This window comes from Pseudomonas hydrolytica (assembly GCF_021495345.1).
GTDB classification, from domain to species: domain Bacteria; phylum Pseudomonadota; class Gammaproteobacteria; order Pseudomonadales; family Pseudomonadaceae; genus Aquipseudomonas; species Aquipseudomonas hydrolytica.
Genome location: NZ_CP099397.1, coordinates 3549164 through 3565546, shown reverse-complemented (window position 1 = coordinate 3565546; position 16383 = coordinate 3549164). Strand labels below are relative to the sequence as shown.

15 protein-coding genes are annotated in these 16383 nt (G+C 65.1%); 4 read left to right on the top strand and 11 right to left on the bottom strand.

Annotated features, from left to right (window positions below):
- The first annotated feature begins 18 nt into the window (after positions 1-18).
- Entirely contained in the window at positions 19-1578 is a 1560-nt protein-coding gene (locus L1F06_RS16610) for an FGGY-family carbohydrate kinase (RefSeq protein ID WP_129481462.1), read from the top strand.
- A 118-nt stretch (positions 1579-1696) separates the two neighbouring features.
- Here the strand turns inward: L1F06_RS16610 and L1F06_RS16605 are convergent, their stop codons facing one another.
- Positions 1697-2395, bottom strand: a complete 699-nt coding sequence (locus L1F06_RS16605) for a pirin family protein (protein WP_024307522.1) — start codon at positions 2393-2395, stop codon at positions 1697-1699.
- 170 nt (positions 2396-2565) lie between these two features.
- Here L1F06_RS16605 and yegS point away from each other — a divergent pair, with 170 nt between their 5' ends.
- Positions 2566-3468, top strand: coding sequence for a lipid kinase YegS (yegS, locus tag L1F06_RS16600; RefSeq protein WP_129481461.1), 903 nt, complete (start codon positions 2566-2568; stop codon positions 3466-3468).
- An 8-nt stretch (positions 3469-3476) separates the two neighbouring features.
- Here the strand turns inward: yegS and L1F06_RS16595 are convergent, their stop codons facing one another.
- The 9 genes from L1F06_RS16595 to L1F06_RS16555 all read right to left on the bottom strand — a co-directional run bounded on the left by L1F06_RS16595 (position 3477) and on the right by L1F06_RS16555 (position 12471).
- On the bottom strand, positions 3477-4121 hold the full coding sequence (locus L1F06_RS16595) for a response regulator (RefSeq protein ID WP_003245302.1): 645 nt from the start codon (positions 4119-4121) through the stop codon (positions 3477-3479).
- A gap of 237 nt (positions 4122-4358) precedes the next feature.
- Positions 4359-5426, bottom strand: coding sequence for a protein-glutamate methylesterase/protein-glutamine glutaminase (locus tag L1F06_RS16590; RefSeq protein ID WP_003245300.1), 1068 nt, complete (start codon positions 5424-5426; stop codon positions 4359-4361).
- 22 nt (positions 5427-5448) lie between these two features.
- Positions 5449-6258, bottom strand: coding sequence for a CheR family methyltransferase (locus L1F06_RS16585; RefSeq protein ID WP_003245298.1), 810 nt, complete (start codon positions 6256-6258; stop codon positions 5449-5451).
- Positions 6258-6767, bottom strand: a complete 510-nt coding sequence (locus L1F06_RS16580; protein WP_003245296.1) for a chemotaxis protein CheW — start codon at positions 6765-6767, stop codon at positions 6258-6260. Before L1F06_RS16580 ends, L1F06_RS16585 begins: the two co-directional genes overlap by 1 nt.
- Positions 6768-6777: 10 nt before the next feature.
- Positions 6778-8421, bottom strand: a complete 1644-nt coding sequence (locus tag L1F06_RS16575; protein WP_003245295.1) for a methyl-accepting chemotaxis protein — start codon at positions 8419-8421, stop codon at positions 6778-6780.
- Positions 8422-8434: 13 nt separating this feature from the next.
- Entirely contained in the window at positions 8435-10654 is a 2220-nt protein-coding gene (locus L1F06_RS16570; protein ID WP_129481460.1) for a chemotaxis protein CheA, read from the bottom strand.
- 13 nt (positions 10655-10667) lie between these two features.
- The gene (locus L1F06_RS16565) at positions 10668-10994 is read right to left on the bottom strand and encodes an STAS domain-containing protein (protein WP_003245289.1); all 327 of its coding nucleotides are present in this window, start codon (positions 10992-10994) and stop codon (positions 10668-10670) included.
- Position 10995: 1 nt separating this feature from the next.
- Complete coding sequence (locus L1F06_RS16560) at positions 10996-11361, bottom strand: response regulator (protein ID WP_003245288.1); 366 nt, start codon at positions 11359-11361, stop codon at positions 10996-10998.
- A gap of 21 nt (positions 11362-11382) precedes the next feature.
- Positions 11383-12471 (bottom strand): methyl-accepting chemotaxis protein, encoded by a 1089-nt coding sequence (locus L1F06_RS16555; protein ID WP_003245284.1) that lies wholly within the window; start codon positions 12469-12471, stop codon positions 11383-11385.
- A gap of 256 nt (positions 12472-12727) precedes the next feature.
- Here L1F06_RS16555 and L1F06_RS16550 point away from each other — a divergent pair, with 256 nt between their 5' ends.
- Both L1F06_RS16550 and L1F06_RS16545 read left to right on the top strand, forming a co-directional pair.
- Positions 12728-13660, top strand: coding sequence for a chemotaxis protein CheV (locus L1F06_RS16550; RefSeq protein WP_003245282.1), 933 nt, complete (start codon positions 12728-12730; stop codon positions 13658-13660).
- A gap of 154 nt (positions 13661-13814) precedes the next feature.
- Positions 13815-14621, top strand: a complete 807-nt coding sequence (locus L1F06_RS16545) for an MOSC domain-containing protein (RefSeq protein ID WP_129481459.1) — start codon at positions 13815-13817, stop codon at positions 14619-14621.
- Positions 14622-14740: 119 nt separating this feature from the next.
- On the opposite strand, the gene L1F06_RS16540 is transcribed toward L1F06_RS16545, so the two are convergent.
- The gene (locus L1F06_RS16540) at positions 14741-16378 is read right to left on the bottom strand and encodes a hypothetical protein (RefSeq protein WP_129481458.1); all 1638 of its coding nucleotides are present in this window, start codon (positions 16376-16378) and stop codon (positions 14741-14743) included.
- Positions 16379-16383: the final 5 nt, after the last annotated feature.

The window sequence follows — 16383 nt, the reverse complement described above, 5'->3', positions numbered from 1 at the left end:
CACGATAAGGACCACACCTTGAGCGAACCAAGCTACCTGCTGAGCATCGACAACGGCACCCAGAGCGTGCGTGCGCTGCTGTTCGATACCCAGGGCAATCTGCTGGCCAAGGGCAAGGTGGAGCTGGACCCCTATTTCTCCAGCCAGCCGGGCTGGGCCGAGCAGGACCCGGAGTACTACTGGGCCAGCCTCGGCGAGGCCTGCCGGCTGCTGTGGCAGCAGGTGGACATCGACCGCAGACTGATCCGCGGCGTCGCCGTCACCACCCAGCGTGGCAGCATCATCCATGTCGATGAGCAGGGTGCGCCGCTGCGCCCGGCGATTCTCTGGCTCGACCAGCGTCGTGCTGATGTGGCTGGGCGTATCAAGGGGATGTGGGGCTGGCTGTTCAAGCTGGCGCGGGCCGAGGAGGCGGTGGATCACTTCCGCGCCCAGGCCGAGGTCAACTGGGTGGCTCAGCATCAGCCGGACATCGCGGATCGCACGCACAAGGTACTGCTGCTGTCCGGGTTTCTCACCCAGCGCCTGTGTGGCCGTTTCGTCGATTCCACCAGCAGCTGCGTGGCCTACCTGCCGTTCGACTACAAGCGCCTGCGCTGGGCGGCGCCGGGCGACTGGAAATGGCAGGCGCTGAAGGTGCGCCCCGAGCAGCTGCCCGAGCTGTTCAAGCCGGGCGAGCGACTGGGCAGCATCACGGCCTCCGCCAGCCGTCATACCGGTATTCCCGAGGGCCTGCCGCTGATCGCCGCCGGCGCCGACAAGGCCTGCGAGGTATTGGGTTCCGGCGCCCTGGACGCCGGCACCGCGTGCCTGTCCTACGGCACCACCGCGACCATCAACACCATACGCAGCCGTTATCTGGAAACCATCCCGCTGATTCCGCCGTACCCGGCGGCGCTGCCGGATCACTTCAATACCGAGGTGATGATCTACCGCGGTTTCTGGATGGTCAGCTGGTTCAAGCGCGAATTCGGCCTGCGCGAGATGCAACGTGCCGAGGCGCTCGGCGTGCCGCCCGAGGCGCTGTTCGACGAGCTGGTTAATGCCGTGCCGCCCGGCTCCATGGGCCTGATGTTGCAGCCGTACTGGACGCCGGGCATCCGCGAGCCGGGCCTGGAGGCCAAGGGCTCGATCATCGGCTTTGGCGATGTGCATACCCGCGCGCATTTGTATCGGGCGATTCTGGAGGGATTGGCCTATGCCCTGCGTCAGGGCAAGGAGCGCATCGAGAAACGCGCCGGCACCCGTATCGAGCGCCTGCGTGTGTCCGGTGGCGGTTCGCAGAGCGATGCGGCGATGCAGCTGACCGCCGACATCTTCGGCCTGCCGGCCGAACGCCCGCACCTGTACGAGACCAGCGGCCTGGGCGCGGCGATCAACTGTGCGGTCGGCCTGGGGCTGCACGCCGATTACCCGAGCGCCATCGCCGCCATGACCCGCGTCGGTCAGGTATTCCAGCCGAACCCGGAGGCCCAGCGCGTTTACCAGCAGCTCTACGGGCAGGTCTATCAGCGCATGTATCGTCAGCTCAAGCCGCTGTACCAGCGCATTCGCAAGATCACCGGCTATCCGGCGTGAGCGTGCGGAAGGTGTCGTAGCAGCCGGCTTGCTGGCGATGCCGTTAATCGATGATCGCCAGCAAGCTGGCTCCTACAAAAAAGATCGCCCTCCTAAGCGGAGGGCGATTGGTTTGGCATCAGGCGACATCCACCAGCACGATTTCGCTGTCTTCCTGGGCCTCGATGCGGATCAGCGTTTCATCGGCGATGGCCACGCCGTCGCGTGCCTTGGCCGCTACGCCGTTGACCGTGAAGGCGCCGGTGGCGCCCACCAGATAGGCCTTGCGACCCGGCTGCAGCACGTACTCGGCGCTTTGCCCGGCCTTGACCGTGGCCGCTACCAGGCGCGCATCGGTGCGGATGCGCAGGGCGTCGACGTCTTCCTCGTAGCCGCTGGCCAGGGTGACGAAGGCTCCGGAGCGATCGCCTTTGGGGAACGGCTTGGCGCCCCAGGACGGCGGCAACCCGGCCTGGTTCGGCTGGATCCAGATCTGGAAGATCTTGGTGGTCTCGTCCTCCAGGTTGTACTCGCTGTGGGCGATGCCGGTGCCGGCGCTCATCACCTGCACGTCGCCCGCTTCGGTACGGCCCTTGTTGCCCAGGTTGTCCTGATGGCTGATCGCCCCTTCGCGAACGTAGGTGATGATCTCCATGTCGCGGTGCGGATGAGGCGGGAAGCCCGAGTGCGGCGCGATCTCATCGTCGTTCCAGACGCGCAGGCGGCCCCAGTTCATCCGCTCGGCATCGTAGTATTCGGCGAAGGAAAAGTGATGGCGGGCATTCAGCCAACCGTGGTGAGCGCCACCGAGTTGTTCGAACGGACGTACATCGATCATGGTCAATCCTCCAGTCATGCACGGGTTCAGTCCCGTGCGATGTCGATGGCGCTCATGATCTGTTTGATTCAATCGATTTAAAAGCGCAAATATTTAAGTGTAATGATCTGCAAATTGGATAAATTGCCTGGGCGAGTTCCGGCTGTCCCAGGCCCACGAGGAGCACTGCGATGCGCGAGCGCAAGGCCTGGCTGATCCTGCATGGCAAGCAGGCACTGAACGAAGAGGTGCGGGCGGCAGTGCACAACCTGCGCGAGCAGGGCTGGGAGCTGGCGGTACGCCTGACCTGGGAAGCCGGCGACGCCGAGCGTCTGGTGCGGGAGGGGCTGGCCGGCGGCTACCCGACTCTGATCGCGGGCGGCGGCGACGGCACCTTGCGCGATGTGGCCGAGGCCATGCTGGAGGCCGGCGCCGAGGCCAGCCTGGCCATGCTGCCGCTGGGCACGGCCAACGACTTCGCCCGCGCTGCCGGGGTGCCGCTGGCACCGATGGAAGCCCTGCAGCTGCTTGAGGTCGAGCCGCGACCGGTGGATCTGGGCCTGGCGGACGGGCGGGTGTTCCTCAACATGGCCACTGGCGGCTTTGGCTCCACCGTGACCGCGCATACCTCCGAGGAGATGAAGAAGGTCTTCGGCGGGGCTGCCTATCTGCTTACCGGCCTCAGCCGATTTGCCGAACTGCGCTCGGCATTCGGCCGTTTCCATGGGCCCGGTTTCGAGTGGGAGGGGGACTTTCTCGCCATGGGCATCGGCAACGGCCGTCAGGCCGGGGGCGGCCACGTGCTGTGCCCGGAAGCGCTGGCCGACGACGGCATGCTCGACCTGTGCATCGTGCCGGCGCCGCAGGACATTCCGGCGACCCTCGGCACCCTGCTGTCGGGTGGCATGCTCGGTCTGGAGACGGTGTCGATCCGTGCACGGCTGCCTCAGGTCGAGCTGGAGGCGCCGGAAGGCCTGGCCCTGAATCTCGATGGCGAGCCGACGCAAAGCAATCGGTTGCGCTTCGAGACCTGCCCGGCAGCGCTGCGCATGCACCTGCCGCCGGGGTGCGCGCTGCTCGGCGGTGCAGGCTAGGCCGGCGCTCAGTCGTCCGGGCTGATGATGCCTTCGCGCACGGCGTAGAGCACCAGGCTCGGCACGTCATGAATCTGCAGGCGCTTCATGATCTGCGCGCGGTGCGCCTCCACGGTCTTCACGCTCAGGCCCAGGCCATTGGCGATGGAACGGGTCGATTCGCCGCGGGTGATCAGGCGCAGTATCTCCAGCTGGCGTTGGGTCAGGCCATGCTCGGCGTGGGCATTGACCTTGGAGACCGCCTGTTCGATCACCGGTTGCACGATGGCCGAGCTCAGGTAGCGGTCGCCGCGGCGTACCGCCTCCAGCGCCAGGCGTAGCTCGAAGGCGGCGGCGTCCTTGAGCAGGTAGCCGTGGGCACCTTTTTGCAGGGCTTCGAGTACCACTTCCGGGCCGGTGTGCATGGACAGGATCAGCACCTTGCAGTCCGGCGAGTGACGGTTCAGTACCTGCAGGGCTTCCAGGCCGCTGACCCGCTTCATGGAGATGTCCAGCAGGATGATGTCCGGCTCCAGCTCGCGGGCCAGCTCCACGGTTTCCTTACCGTCCTCGGCCTCGCCGACGATGGTGTAGTCCTCGATGTCCTGGATCATCGCGCGTACGCCGGCGCGAATCACCGCGTGGTCGTCGGCCAGCAATACCCGGCAGGTCATGGCTGCACCGCCTTGACGGTTCGGAGATGGGGGCGGAAACAAGAACTGTGCATGAGGGACGCTCCCTATTAGTCCGGACGGAAGTCCGGAAATCCATGGCTAGCGGCCGACCGGCGGGTGACGCGGAATATGTTGCGAGTCCGATTGATCGAGCATGCGGCGCCGCACCGACTTGAGCATAGCCCATGCTGCCGAGATGTCAGGTCAAGGTTGACGGATCGGTCAATGCCAGGCGGCTCAGCCACGCCCGTACTGCTCGATCAAGCGCGGTATGCCCTGCAAGGATTCGGTGCCTTGCGCCGCACCCAGGCGCAGGGCCTCCTTGGGCATGCCGAAGACCACGCAGCTGGCCTCGTCCTGGGCCACGGTGCGTGCGCCGGCTTCGCGCATGCTGAGCAGGCCGCGGGCGCCATCGTCGCCCATGCCGGTCATGATCACCCCCAGCGCATTGTGCCCGGCATGCCGGGCCACCGAGCGGAACAGCACGTCCACCGACGGACGGTGACGGTTGACCGGCGGGCCGTCGAGCACTTCGACGAAGTATTGCGCGCCGCTGCGCTTGAGCTGCATGTGGCGGCCGCCCGGCGCCACCAGTGCCAGGCCGGGGCGCACGCGGTCCATATGCCGCGCCTCGCGCACTTCGATGGCGCAGACGCTGTCCAGGCGCTGGGCGAAGGCGGCGGTGAACTTCTCCGGCATGTGCTGGACGATGACGATGCCGGGGCAATCCACCGGCAGTTGGCGCAGCACCACCTCCAGGGCCTGGGTGCCGCCGGTGGAGGTGCCCAGCGCCACCACGCGGTCGGTGGTGGTCAGGTGCACCGCCGGCGCGCGCTCGCTTTTTGCCGGCGCGACGGGTGCCGTTTCCACGGCCTTGCGCGGCATGGCCCGCGGCTGGCTGCGGGCGGCGATCTCGATCTGGCGGATCAGATCGCCGGACATCTGCTGCAGGCTTTCGCGCAGGCCCAGCCTGGCCTTGGTGAACACGCCCACCGCGCCGGCGGCCAGTGCATCCAGGGTCACCGCGGCGCCGGCCTCGGTGAGGGTGGAGCAGATGATCGCCGGCGTCGGCCGTTCGGCCATGATCTTGCGCAGGAAGGTGATGCCGTCCATGCGCGGCATTTCCACGTCCAGCACCAGCACGTCGGGCCATTGCCTGTGCATCTTTTCCAGGGCGAACAGCGGGTCGGCGGCCTGGCCGATCACCTCGATGCCCGGATGGCTTTCCAGGCAGGCCGTCAGCACCTGACGCACCAGTGCCGAGTCGTCGACGATGAATACCTTGATCTGTGCGGCGCTGGGCATGGTGGCACTCCAGGCAGTGGCGTCATTGGCGCTCGAAGACCGACGGGCGCAGGGTGCGTAGCGGCAGGCCGAAACCGTGTAGGCTTTCGGCGTGGCCGATGAATAGCAGACCGCCCGGGCGCAGGCGCTCGAGCAGGCGGTTGACGATCTCGCGTTTCTGCTCGGCGGCGAAGTAGATCAGCACGTTGCGCAGGAAGATCACGTCGAACGGGCCGATGCCCTGAGGCAGCGGGCGCATCAGGTTGACCTCGGCGAAGGTCACGCGGTGACGCAGCGGCTGGCTGATGCGCAGCAACCCCTCGCTTTCCTCCACGCCGCGCAGGCAATGACGCTTGAGCCAGCCGGCGGGGAACTGCCCGGCCTGGTCGATGGAGTAGGTGGCACTGCGCGCGCGCTCCAGCACGCGGCGGCTGATATCGCTGGCGAATACCGACCAGTCCTGGGTGCGGGCGTGCTCGGCCACGGTCATCGCCATGCTGAAGGCCTCCTCGCCGGAGGAGCTGGCGGCGCTCCACAGGTGCAGTGGCCGGCGCTGGCGTGCGACCCATTCGCCGAGCACGGTGAAGTGCTGCGGCTCGCGGAAGAAGTAGGTTTCGTTGGTGGTCAGCAGATCGATCACGGTACGCCGCTCGTCCACCGACTCCGGCCGGTTGAGCAGTTGCAGATACTGGCTGTAGTCCTGCAACTGCAGCGAGCGCAGGCGGCCCATCAGGCGCCCTGCGACCAGGGTGCGTTTCTGTTCGGCCATGCGAATGCCCGATTCCTCCAGCATCAGGCGCTGGAGGAAGCGGAAGTCTTGATCGTTGAGCTTGGGTAGGTGACCGGTTGGCATCAACTGGCCTGCTGGGCGAGGCTCAACTGGCGGATATCGTCGAGCGACAGCACCCGCCGCACGTCGATGATGATGGTGAAACCACCGTTGTCCCGGGCCATGCCGGCGATGAAGTCGGTACGGATGCCGGCGCCGAACGGTGGCGCCTGCTCGACTTCTCCCGGTTCGATGTCGAGCACCGCGTCGACCGCATCGACCACCAGGCCGATGCGTTGCTGCTGCTCGTCCAGGTTCAGCTCGATGATCACGATGCAGGTGCGCTTGCCCGGCTGGGTCAGCTCGAAGCCGAAGCGGGCGGCCAGATCCAGCACCGGCACCACGTTGCCGCGCAGGTTGATCACGCCGTGGATGAAGCTCGGCATCATCGGCACCGTGGTCACCTGGCCGTACTCGATGATTTCCCGCACCAGCTCGATGGGCAGGGCGTAGCGCGCGTCGCGCACGCGAAACGACAGGTGCTGCACGCTGTCCGGCGGGGCCACCTGATGGCTGGCGGATAGACCGTTCATGCCAGGGCCCTCAGTTGAAGTTGACGAACTGGCCTTCATCGGCCGGGGCCGCAGGCGCCTTGCGTTCGCTGTTGCGGCGCAGTTCGCGCACGTTGCTCGGGCTGCGCTCGTCGCGCCGTGGCGCCTTGGCGGGGCTGCTGGTGCCCAGGCGGAAATAGCTGATCAGCTCCTGCAACTGGCTGGCCTGGGCGTTCATCTCCTCGGCGGTGGCGGCCAGCTCCTCGGAGGCCGAAGCGTTCTGCTGGGTGATCTGGTTCATCTGACCCATGGCGATGTTGATCTGCCCGGCGCCGGTGCTCTGCTCCTGCGAGGCAGCGGTGATCTCCTGCACCAGGTCCGAGGTCTTCTGGATGTTCGGCACGATCTGGTCGAGCAGGGCGCCGGCCTGTTCGGCCAGGTGCACGCTGTTGCTGGCCACGCCACCGATCTCCTGGGCGGCCACCTGGCTGCGTTCGGCAAGCTTGCGCACCTCGGCCGCGACCACCGCGAAGCCCTTGCCGTGGTCACCGGCGCGCGCCGCTTCGATGGCTGCGTTGAGGGCCAGCAGGTTGGTCTGATAGGCGATGTCGTCGATGATGCCGATCTTGTCGGCGATCTGCTTCATGGCCAGCACCATGTCGCGTACCGCCTGGCCACCTTGCACCGCATCGTTGGCGGCCTTGCCGGCGATGCCGTCGGTGATCTGCGCGCTCTCGGTGTTCTGCGCGATGGAGGCGGACATCTGCTCCACCGAGGCGGTGGTTTCCTCGACGCTGGCGGCCTGTTCGGTGGCGGCCTGGCTCAGCGACTGCGAGGTGGCGCTGACCTCCTCGGACGCCGAGGACAGCGAGTCGGCAGCGCTGCGCACGTCGGCCATGACGGTGCGCAGGCGCTCGGTCATATGCTGCATCGAAGCGAGCAGGCGGCCGGTCTCGTCGCGGCTGTCGGCCTCGACGCTGACCGTCAGGTCGCCCTCTGCGAGGCTGTTGGCCACGCCCACTGCACGGTTCAGTGGTCGTGAGATGGAGCGGGTGATGAAGATGCCGATGGCGAAGCCGAGCACTGCGGCGATCAGGATCAGGACGATCATCTGGGTACGCGAACTGGTGTAGATCTGGTTGATCTGCTGGTTGGCTTCCTGGGCCCGGTCACGCTTGTGGCTGACCACCTCGCTGAGCAGGTTGTCGATGATCTCGCCGCGGCGGGACAGCTCCGGCATCTGCGCGCTGATGCCGGTTTCCGTGGCCAGGGTACCGGAAGCCAGGTAGGACCTGAGCAGCTGTTCCAGCAGCACGGCGTAATCGTTCAGCGGTTGATCCAGGCGATTGACGAAGGCCTTGCCCTCGTCGGTGATGAAGGAGTTCTTCGATTGCTCCACCAGCGCCTTGGTATCGCCCAGCGCCTTGAAGGCCCTGTTGGCGGCCGTGTCGCGAGCCGCTTCGTCACTGGCCAGCAGCGCGGCGCGCAGCGAGCGGCCGGCGACGATCAGCTGGGTGTTTGCTTCCTGCAGCGCGTTCAGGCCGAGCATGTCGTTCTCGTACATGCGATCGGACAGATGGCTGACCTCGGCCAGGTTGCGGATGCCCAGCGCACCGATGGCGACCGTGAGGATCACCACCAGGGTAAAGCCGGCGATCAGCCTGACACCGATCTTGAGATTGCGGATGAATTGCATGGTGGGTTACTCCTCAGGAGCCACTGATGTGCGGATGCGACTGGCGACGATCGCCGCCGTTGGCTTCCACATGGTTTTGCAGATGACGGAAAAGACTGGGTATATCCAGGATCAGCGCGACCTGCCCGCTGCCCAGGATGGTCGAGCCGCCGATGCCTTGCAGATGCTGGAACAGCAGGCCGAGCGGCTTGATCACGGTTTGCAGTTCGCCGTGCAGATGGTCGACCACCAGCCCGGCCTGTTGCCGGCCGAGGTTGACCACCACGATGTTGCGGCGCTTGCTGCGGCTGGCCGGCAGATCGAAGTGCGCCGCCAGGGAGATGCACGGCAGCGGTTTGCCACGCAGGGTCAGATAGCCGTAGGTGCTGTCGCCAAGCTGCTCGGCGTCCATTTCCAGGCACTCGGTGACCATGTCCAGGGGCACCACGAAATATTCGTCGCCGAGGCTGATCAGGAAGCCGTCGATGATCGCCAGGGTCAGCGGCAGGCGGATGCGGAAGGTGCAGCCGGCGCCGAGCACCGAGTCGATCTCGATGCTGCCGCGCAGGCCATCGATGACGCTGCGTACCACGTCCATGCCGACTCCGCGGCCGGAGAGGTCGGAGACGCTGTCGGCGGTGGAGAAGCCGGCGGCGAACACCAGGGCGTGGATGTCCGGTTCGGCCAGGTTGGCCTGGGCGTCGATCAGGCCGCGATCGATGGCCTTCTGGCGGATGCGCTCGGTATTCAGCCCGCGGCCGTCGTCGGCCACTTCGATGACGATCATTCCCGATTCGTGGTAGGCGTTGAGCTGCAGCTGGCCTTCGGCCGGCTTGCCGGCGGCCAGACGCTGCTCGGCGGACTCGATGCCGTGGTCGATGGCGTTGCGCACTAGGTGGGTGAGCGGGTCAGCGAGCTTGTCGATCACCGACTTGTCCAGCTCGGTATCGGCGCCGCGGATCTGCAGGCGAATGTCCTTGCCCAGCTGTTGGCTGACATCGCGCACCACCCGGTGGAAGCGGTTGAAGGTGTCGCCGATCTCGATCATGCGCAGTTTCAGCGCCGCCTCGCGGATCTGCTCGACGTGCTGGTTGACGGTCTGGGTGCTTTCCACGCAGCCGGCATCGCCGTGGGCCTGGGCGCGCAGCTGGGCGCCGGCGGCGCTGATCACCAGCTCACCGACCAGGTTGATCAGCTCGTCGAGCTTGTGCGCGGCGACGCGGATCTGCGTGCTTTCCTGGCTGCGTTTTTCGCGGACCGACTGTTGTTTGGCCAGGGCGGCATTGACCACCTGCGGCGCAACCATGCCTTCTTCCACCAGCACGCTGCCCAGTGGCGCCTTTTCCGGCTCTGCCTGTGCCTGCAGGGCCAGGCCCTGGTTGAGCTCGTGCTCGGTGAGCAGGCCGCTGGCGATCAGCATGCTGCCGATGCGCTGGTCGGTTTCCGGCAGCTCCTGAATCAGTCGCAGATAGTCCTCCTGGGCGCTGTGCGGCGGCAGGATGCGCAGGGTGCAGAAGTCGTGGATGAATTCGAAGACTTCCTCTATCTCGGCCTTGCTGGCCTCGCTGCACAGGTCGATCTCCAGACCGATGTAGCAGCTTTCCGGGTCCATCTCGGCCAGCGAGGGCAGGGCCTCGTCGATCACTTCGAGGCGAAGGATGTCGCCCAGACGCGTCAGGTAGCGGACGAAGGACGCCGGATCGAAGCCGTTGCGCAGCAGGTCCGCTTCGAATCGCAGGGAAATGTGCCAGGCGCCATCCGCGTCGCAGCCGGCGCAGCGCTCGAAGGCGCCACGTTGCGCACAGGGGCGTGGAGAAGCGGCGGCTGGTGCGGCGGCAGGCTCGACGCTTGCGGGCGCGCCGTAGGCGGCGAGGGCGGCGAGCAGTTCGTTCTGGTGCGTCTCGTCTACCGGCAGCTCGCCGGAGTCGACATCGATCAGCGCCACCATGGTGGCGATTTCATCCAGGCAGCGCAGCATCAGCGAGACCAGGGCCGGCTCCAGCTTGCGCTGGCTGTCGCGCACCGACATCAGCAGGCTTTCCAGGTGATGGGTGAAGCTGACCAGTGGCGTCAGGGAGAACAGTCCGGCCGAGCCCTTGAGGGTGTGCATGGCGCGAAACAGGCCGTTGACGGCATCCTCGTCCTCGGGCGTCTGGTCCAGCTGCAGCAGGTACTCCTCGGCCTGTTTGATCAGGTCGCCGGCTTCGTCGATGAAACCGCGGAGCAGCTGGCTCCATTGTTCTCCATTGAGCATCTGCGTCTCCGGCTCAGGCCTGCGCCGTTGGGGTGGTGGGGAGCAGCGACTGCAGGCGCAGCACCTCCAGCAGCTCGCGCGGAGCGTCGGCGGCGCTGACGACTTCCAGGCGCGTCTGTTGTTGCGTCAGCTGACGCTGCAGGGCCAGCAGCAGCTGGGCGCCGGCACTGTCCAGTTCTTCCAGCTGGCCGAGGTCGAGCTGCCAGTGGCCGCCTGCGGCACTGCCGGTCAGCGCGGCCAGCAGCGCTTCGTGGGCCTGGCGCACCTCGTAGATGGTCAGGCTGCCGAGCAGCGCCAGGCGCTCGGGCTGCTGCCGTGGGTCATGGATCAGCTCGAACATTTCAGCTGGCCAGCTTGTCGACGGCCGCCAGCAGTTGCTGCGGCTGGAACGGCTTGACGATCCAGGCCTTGGCACCGGCGGCCTGGCCTTCGGCTTTCTTGCCCTGTTCGCTCTCGGTGGTGAGCATGACGATGGGGGTGAAGCGGTATTCGTTGCGCGCCTTCACTTCCTTGACCAGGCCGATGCCGTCGAGGTTGGGCATGTTCACGTCGCTGATGATCAGGTTGATCTTCTGTCCGTTGAGCTTGCTCAGGGCGTCGCGCCCGTCCACCGCCTCGATGACGGTGTGGCCGGCGCCGGAAAGGGTCATCTTCACCAGCTGGCGCATGGAGAGGGAGTCGTCGACTATCAGAATGGTCTTGGCCATGCCGGGTTGCTCCTTGGCTGATCAGAAAAAGGTCACGTCGTCGTGCTGTTTGGCGCTGCGTCTACCACCGTGGCGTTCTTCGTCGGTGGTGAAGCGGTCGCGCAGTTCCTTGAGCCAGCGTGTCGGGTTGGCGAGGATGCCGTCCTGCTCGCGTACGGCCTGCTGCAGGCGACCCAGGTCGATCTGCAGGTGGTCGAGCATCTGGTCGGTGCGGTCCTGGAACTGCAGGCTGACGATGATTTCCTGGATGTCTGCCTGGGTGGTGCGAGCGTCCTGCTGCAGCTGCAGGGAGCTGCTGGAGAGTTCGTCGAGGTTGGTGCTCAGGCGCTGCATCACTTCGCCGGCGACCTGGTCGAGGTAGTCGAGATTGCTCTTCTCGCTGCCGGAGAGTTCCTCGGCGGCGATTACCGTGGCGCGGATCGCCTGGTTGATTTCGCCGACCTTCTCGCCCATGCGCTGGCCGGTCTCGGCGGACAGGCTGGAGAGCTTGCGCACCTCGTCGGCGACCACCGAGAAGCCGCGGCCATGCTCGCCGGCGCGGGCCGCCTCAATGGCGGCGTTGAGGGCGAGCAGGTTGGTCTGGCTGGCGATGTCCTGCACCAGTTTCGACATCTTCTGCAGCTCGCTGGCGTAGCTGTCGAGGTGGGCGATGGTGCCGAGCAGCTCGTTCTTGCGCGCACTGGCGCCATGGAAGGAGGCGATGACTTCGTCCAGGCGCTGATGCGCCTCGCGCAGGCTGTCGGCTACGCCGCCACCGCCGATGGCCTGTTCCGAACTGCTCAGGGTCTGCTCCAGGCGGCCGCTGAGCCCGGCAAAGCGTTCGAACAGGCGCTGGATGTTTTCCTGTACCAGCTGGCGCACCTGACCGAGGTTCTGGCTCCAGGCCGGCAGCACTTCGAGCAGCAGCGGCTCGACACGCGGCTGCGGCGTCGTGTCGACGGGGGCTTCATCCAGGCTTGCAGCGAGAGGCAGGGATGCACGCGGGGGGCGCTGAAAAAGCGCAGCCAGCGCACTGATGGCGCAGCCTGCGCCGATCAGCCAGGGCATGCCGGCGGCAAGCCCGGCGAGGCTGATGGCGATACCTGTCCAGAGAGCGGAGTAGGCGAGCACGGGAGCTGATCTCTATCGGAGGGGGAATGCCTCAACGATAGAGACTGGTACGTCGGTGCGATATCGGGGACTCCCCTAGGGGCCCCTAGGGGCGCCCCGATGACGATTGCCCGAGGCAGGGCAGGCTGGTATCTGTAAAGGGCAGCGAGTATGGTGGCAGAAAGCCAAGCTGCGGCTTTTTCAGGGCCTGCCGATAACCTGGTACCAGGGCTTCGCGCCTGGTCCGCATCCGTTCATATTTCAGCAGGAGCAGGCGATGGCCGGCATTCTCGACTCCGTGGATCAACGTACACAGCTGGTCGGCGAGAACCGTCTGGAAATTCTCATGTTTCGCCTGGCTGGTCGGCAGTTGTTCGCGATCAACGTGTTCAAGGTGCAGGAAGTCCTGCAGATGCCCAAGCTGACGCTGATGCCGCAGCGTCATCGCTATGTCTGCGGCGTGGTCAACCTGCGCGGTCAGACCCTGCCGGTGATCGATCTGTCGCAGGCCATCGGCATGCGTCCGCTGGTGCCGGATGAGCGCAGCACCATCATCGTCACCGAGTACAACCGCTCGGTGCAGGCCTTTCTGGTGGGCAGCGTCGACCGCATCCTCAACCTCAACTGGGAGTCGATCCTGCCGCCCCCGGGTGGCGCCGGACGCCAGCATTACCTGACCGCCATCACCAAGGTCGAGGACCAGATCGTCGAAGTGATCGATGTGGAGAAGGTACTCGCCGAGATCGTGCCGATGAGCACCAAGGTTTCCGCGGAAAAACTCGCCGATCCGCTGCTGGAGAAGGCGCGCGGACGCGAAGTGCTGCTGGTGGACGATTCCAGCGTGGCGCTCAGCCAGCTGCGCGATACCCTGACGCAGCTGGGCATCCGCCTGCACATGGCCAGCGATGGCCTCAAGGCCCTAAATCTGCTGAAGAAGTGGGCCGATGGCGGCGAGGTGATGACCGACAAGCTGCTGATGATCTTCACCGATGCCGAAATGCCCGAGATGGACGGCTATCGTCTGACCAGCGAGATCCGCAACGACCCTCGCCTGAAGGATCTCTACGTGGTGCTGCACACCTCGCTGTCGGGCAGCTTCAACGAGGCGATGGTGAAGAAGGTCGGCTGCGACAACTTCCTCTCCAAATTCCAGCCGGACAAGCTGGTGGACGTGATTCGCCAGCGCCTGGAGCTGGACGAACCCCGCTGATACTTCGTTTCCGCATGAACGCCGATGCAGGCGGGTGCAACCCGCCTGATCGCGGTCGCACGGCCCTTGCTAGACAGCCCGCTTGCCGAACCCTGGTCTTGTGAGCCGCGCCGCCAGCTCGTATAACGGCATTTTGCCGACAGGGAGCTGACCCATGCCGAGTCTCTCGGGGTTGTACCGTTACCCGCTCAAGTCCGGTCGCGGTGAAGCGCTGCAGCGCAGTGCGGTCGATGGTCTGGGCCTGCATGGCGATCGCCGCTGGATGGTGGTCGATGCCGATAGCGGACGTTTCATCACCCAGCGCCTGCTACCGCAGATGAGTCAGCTGAGCGCCCGCTACGATGCGCGCGGCGGCCTGACCCTGAGCGCTCCTGGCCAGGCCGATCTGACCGTTGCCTTGCCCGATCCCGAGCAGGATCTGCGCGGCGTCGTCGTCTGGCGTGACAGCTTGCGCGTGCCGGATGCCGGTGACGAGGCCGCCGAATGGCTCAGCACGATGCTCGGCAAACCGTGCCGCCTGGTGCATGTGCCGGAGGGGCGTGCGCGCCAGGTCGATACCGCTTATGCCCAGCCGGGTGATCGGGTGGCGTTTGCCGATGGTTTTCCGCTGCTGCTGATTGGCCAGGCCTCGCTGGACGACCTCTCGCAACGTGTCGGGCAACCCCTGTCCATGCAGCGTTTTCGTCCCAACCTGGTGGTCACCGGCAGCGAGGCGTATGCCGAGGATGGCTGGAAGCGCATCCGTATCGGCGATGTCGAGTTCGAGGTGGTCAAGGGGTGCTCACGCTGCATCCTGACCACCATCGACCCGCAGACCGGCGAGCGCAACGCTCAGCGTGAGCCGCTGGCCACGCTCAAGACCTACCGGGAAAAGGATGGGGACGTGTTCTTCGGGCAGAACCTGTTGCCGCGCGGCGTCGGCGAGCTGCAGCTGGGGATGATGGTTGAGATATTGCAGTAGTGGATCGTCTACGAACCTGCGGGGGAGCCATCCTTGGCTTGGTTCGTATCGCTATCCAACTGGTTCGGAAATGGGCGCGCCGAACGGTGCAGGTATTTGCACGGCCAGCGCTATCCTATCTAAACCATTTCGATTCCATCTTCCTCGTTCGGCTGCTGCCGCTGGCGCTGACGTAGCTCATTGACTTGTCCCATCAGCTGTCGAGTTATCGCATCCGTATCGATGCCGCCCACCATGGATGAAGCGGTATTCAAGGTTTGTCGCCCGGTGGCAAGTGCCGAGTCGATCCCATTACGGGCGGATTCCATCGCTTGGTTTGCGCCATTACGTGTGGCTTCTATGGCGTGGTTTACCCCGTTACGTGTGGCCTCGATGGCATGGTTTGCCCCATTACGCGTGGATTCCATCGCCTGGCGTGCGGCCGCTTTGGGCGCCGCATGGTTGTCTTTGTCATACCACTCCGAGGCTTTGTCGGCCACTTTCTGACCCACGGCGTTCATGGCGCCATACACCCCGAACGCCGCGGCCGAACCGACAAGGTTGATCGCATTAGAAACACCTGCCTTGACGAGTGGATTGCTGATCGAAGCCGTAGCCGCTTGTTGAATTGCGCTGACTCCACTGAAAGTAGCGGCAAAGCCCCCATTGGCCAGAACGCTACGTGCCGTGCCGAGGCTACGTACGCCCTCCAGGGTGCTGCTCAAGGTACCTATCGTGGCATTACCCACGCGGCTGGCGGCATGACCGGCCATGGTCCTGAAGCTTGTGTCTTTGGCCGCCTTGTAGGTTTCGTACCAGTCCCTTTCATCAGCGAGATTTTCCTTGGGCTCGGCATCTTTGCGCGCGAAGATTTGCGCTGCATCGCGTAGGCCGCTCTTCTCTTCTCGCATGCGTGCAAGGTGCGATGTCGCCATCGTCGCAAGCACGCCCCCTGCACTGGTGATTGCCGTTCTGGAATTGGCTGCGTTGGTGGTCGCTGTTGCTTGTGCCTCCGGGCGAAGGCCAGGCTGATTCGCTTTGGAGGACAGATGTGTGTCTAGGCCATTACGCAATACATTTCGCGCAGTGAACGTCTGCATTTCCGCAGCGCCATCACCGGCTTGCCGCAACAGCGTCGGCTCCTTGTCCTTTAACGCGTCCACCATGACGTCATGCAGCTTGTCCTCAGGTGCCTTGAGAAAGAGCAAGTCCTTGTTCATTTCGTTTTGAGCGGCGGTGGATATCTGGTCGGTCACGACCGCTTCTAGAGCCCCGACCAGACCTTGAGCTGCCGCTTCTGCAACGGGGGAGGTAGTGCCGGCAAGGGTGGTCAGCATCTTCGCGGGAACCTCCACCATGCTGGGGTAAAGATGCTGGGCCCCCGCAACCAGGGCGAACGGCAACCCCGCGACAAAAGAGGAGCCGGACGTCGACTTTTTGTCGAGGCTATGGGCGTTATCCCACGTTCTACGAACTGAATCGAGATCTTCGCCTTCGCTCGCCAGGAGCTCGGCTCGGGAGCTCACCAGAGCGTCGATCTTCCTGTTGTGTTCGGCGACTTTGGCATGATCTTCTGCGCTGGCGTCGGGCGGCAGCGTAGTGGGCTTGCGATACTTCTGGAACATGGTGTCCAGGTGTTCATGTATCTCGCGCTGGTTGTGTTCTCGGCGTTGTGCCGCAGTTATCTCGGTTGCCCGGCGGCCCTCGGTACGGGTGTCATTCTCGACTTGAGTGTGCGATACAACGGGGGTCGGGGTACCGCGCGAAACTCCATCCATAAAAA

What these genes read in the sequence shown, in the direction of transcription:
- L1F06_RS16605 (WP_024307522.1), bottom strand. Translation starts at nt 2,395, where the DNA reads ATGATCGATGTACGTCCGTTCGAACAACTCGGTGGCGCTCACCACGGT.
- yegS (WP_129481461.1), top strand. Translation starts at nt 2,566, where the DNA reads ATGCGCGAGCGCAAGGCCTGGCTGATCCTGCATGGCAAGCAGGCACTG.
- L1F06_RS16595 (WP_003245302.1), bottom strand. Translation starts at nt 4,121, where the DNA reads ATGACCTGCCGGGTATTGCTGGCCGACGACCACGCGGTGATTCGCGCC.
- L1F06_RS16590 (WP_003245300.1), bottom strand. Translation starts at nt 5,426, where the DNA reads ATGCCCAGCGCCGCACAGATCAAGGTATTCATCGTCGACGACTCGGCA.
- L1F06_RS16585 (WP_003245298.1), bottom strand. Translation starts at nt 6,258, where the DNA reads ATGCCAACCGGTCACCTACCCAAGCTCAACGATCAAGACTTCCGCTTC.
- L1F06_RS16580 (WP_003245296.1), bottom strand. Translation starts at nt 6,767, where the DNA reads ATGAACGGTCTATCCGCCAGCCATCAGGTGGCCCCGCCGGACAGCGTG.
- L1F06_RS16575 (WP_003245295.1), bottom strand. Translation starts at nt 8,421, where the DNA reads ATGCAATTCATCCGCAATCTCAAGATCGGTGTCAGGCTGATCGCCGGC.
- L1F06_RS16570 (WP_129481460.1), bottom strand. Translation starts at nt 10,654, where the DNA reads ATGCTCAATGGAGAACAATGGAGCCAGCTGCTCCGCGGTTTCATCGAC.
- L1F06_RS16565 (WP_003245289.1), bottom strand. Translation starts at nt 10,994, where the DNA reads ATGTTCGAGCTGATCCATGACCCACGGCAGCAGCCCGAGCGCCTGGCG.
- L1F06_RS16560 (WP_003245288.1), bottom strand. Translation starts at nt 11,361, where the DNA reads ATGGCCAAGACCATTCTGATAGTCGACGACTCCCTCTCCATGCGCCAG.
- L1F06_RS16550 (WP_003245282.1), top strand. Translation starts at nt 12,728, where the DNA reads ATGGCCGGCATTCTCGACTCCGTGGATCAACGTACACAGCTGGTCGGC.
- L1F06_RS16545 (WP_129481459.1), top strand. Translation starts at nt 13,815, where the DNA reads ATGCCGAGTCTCTCGGGGTTGTACCGTTACCCGCTCAAGTCCGGTCGC.
- L1F06_RS16540 (WP_129481458.1), bottom strand. Translation starts at nt 16,378, where the DNA reads ATGGATGGAGTTTCGCGCGGTACCCCGACCCCCGTTGTATCGCACACT.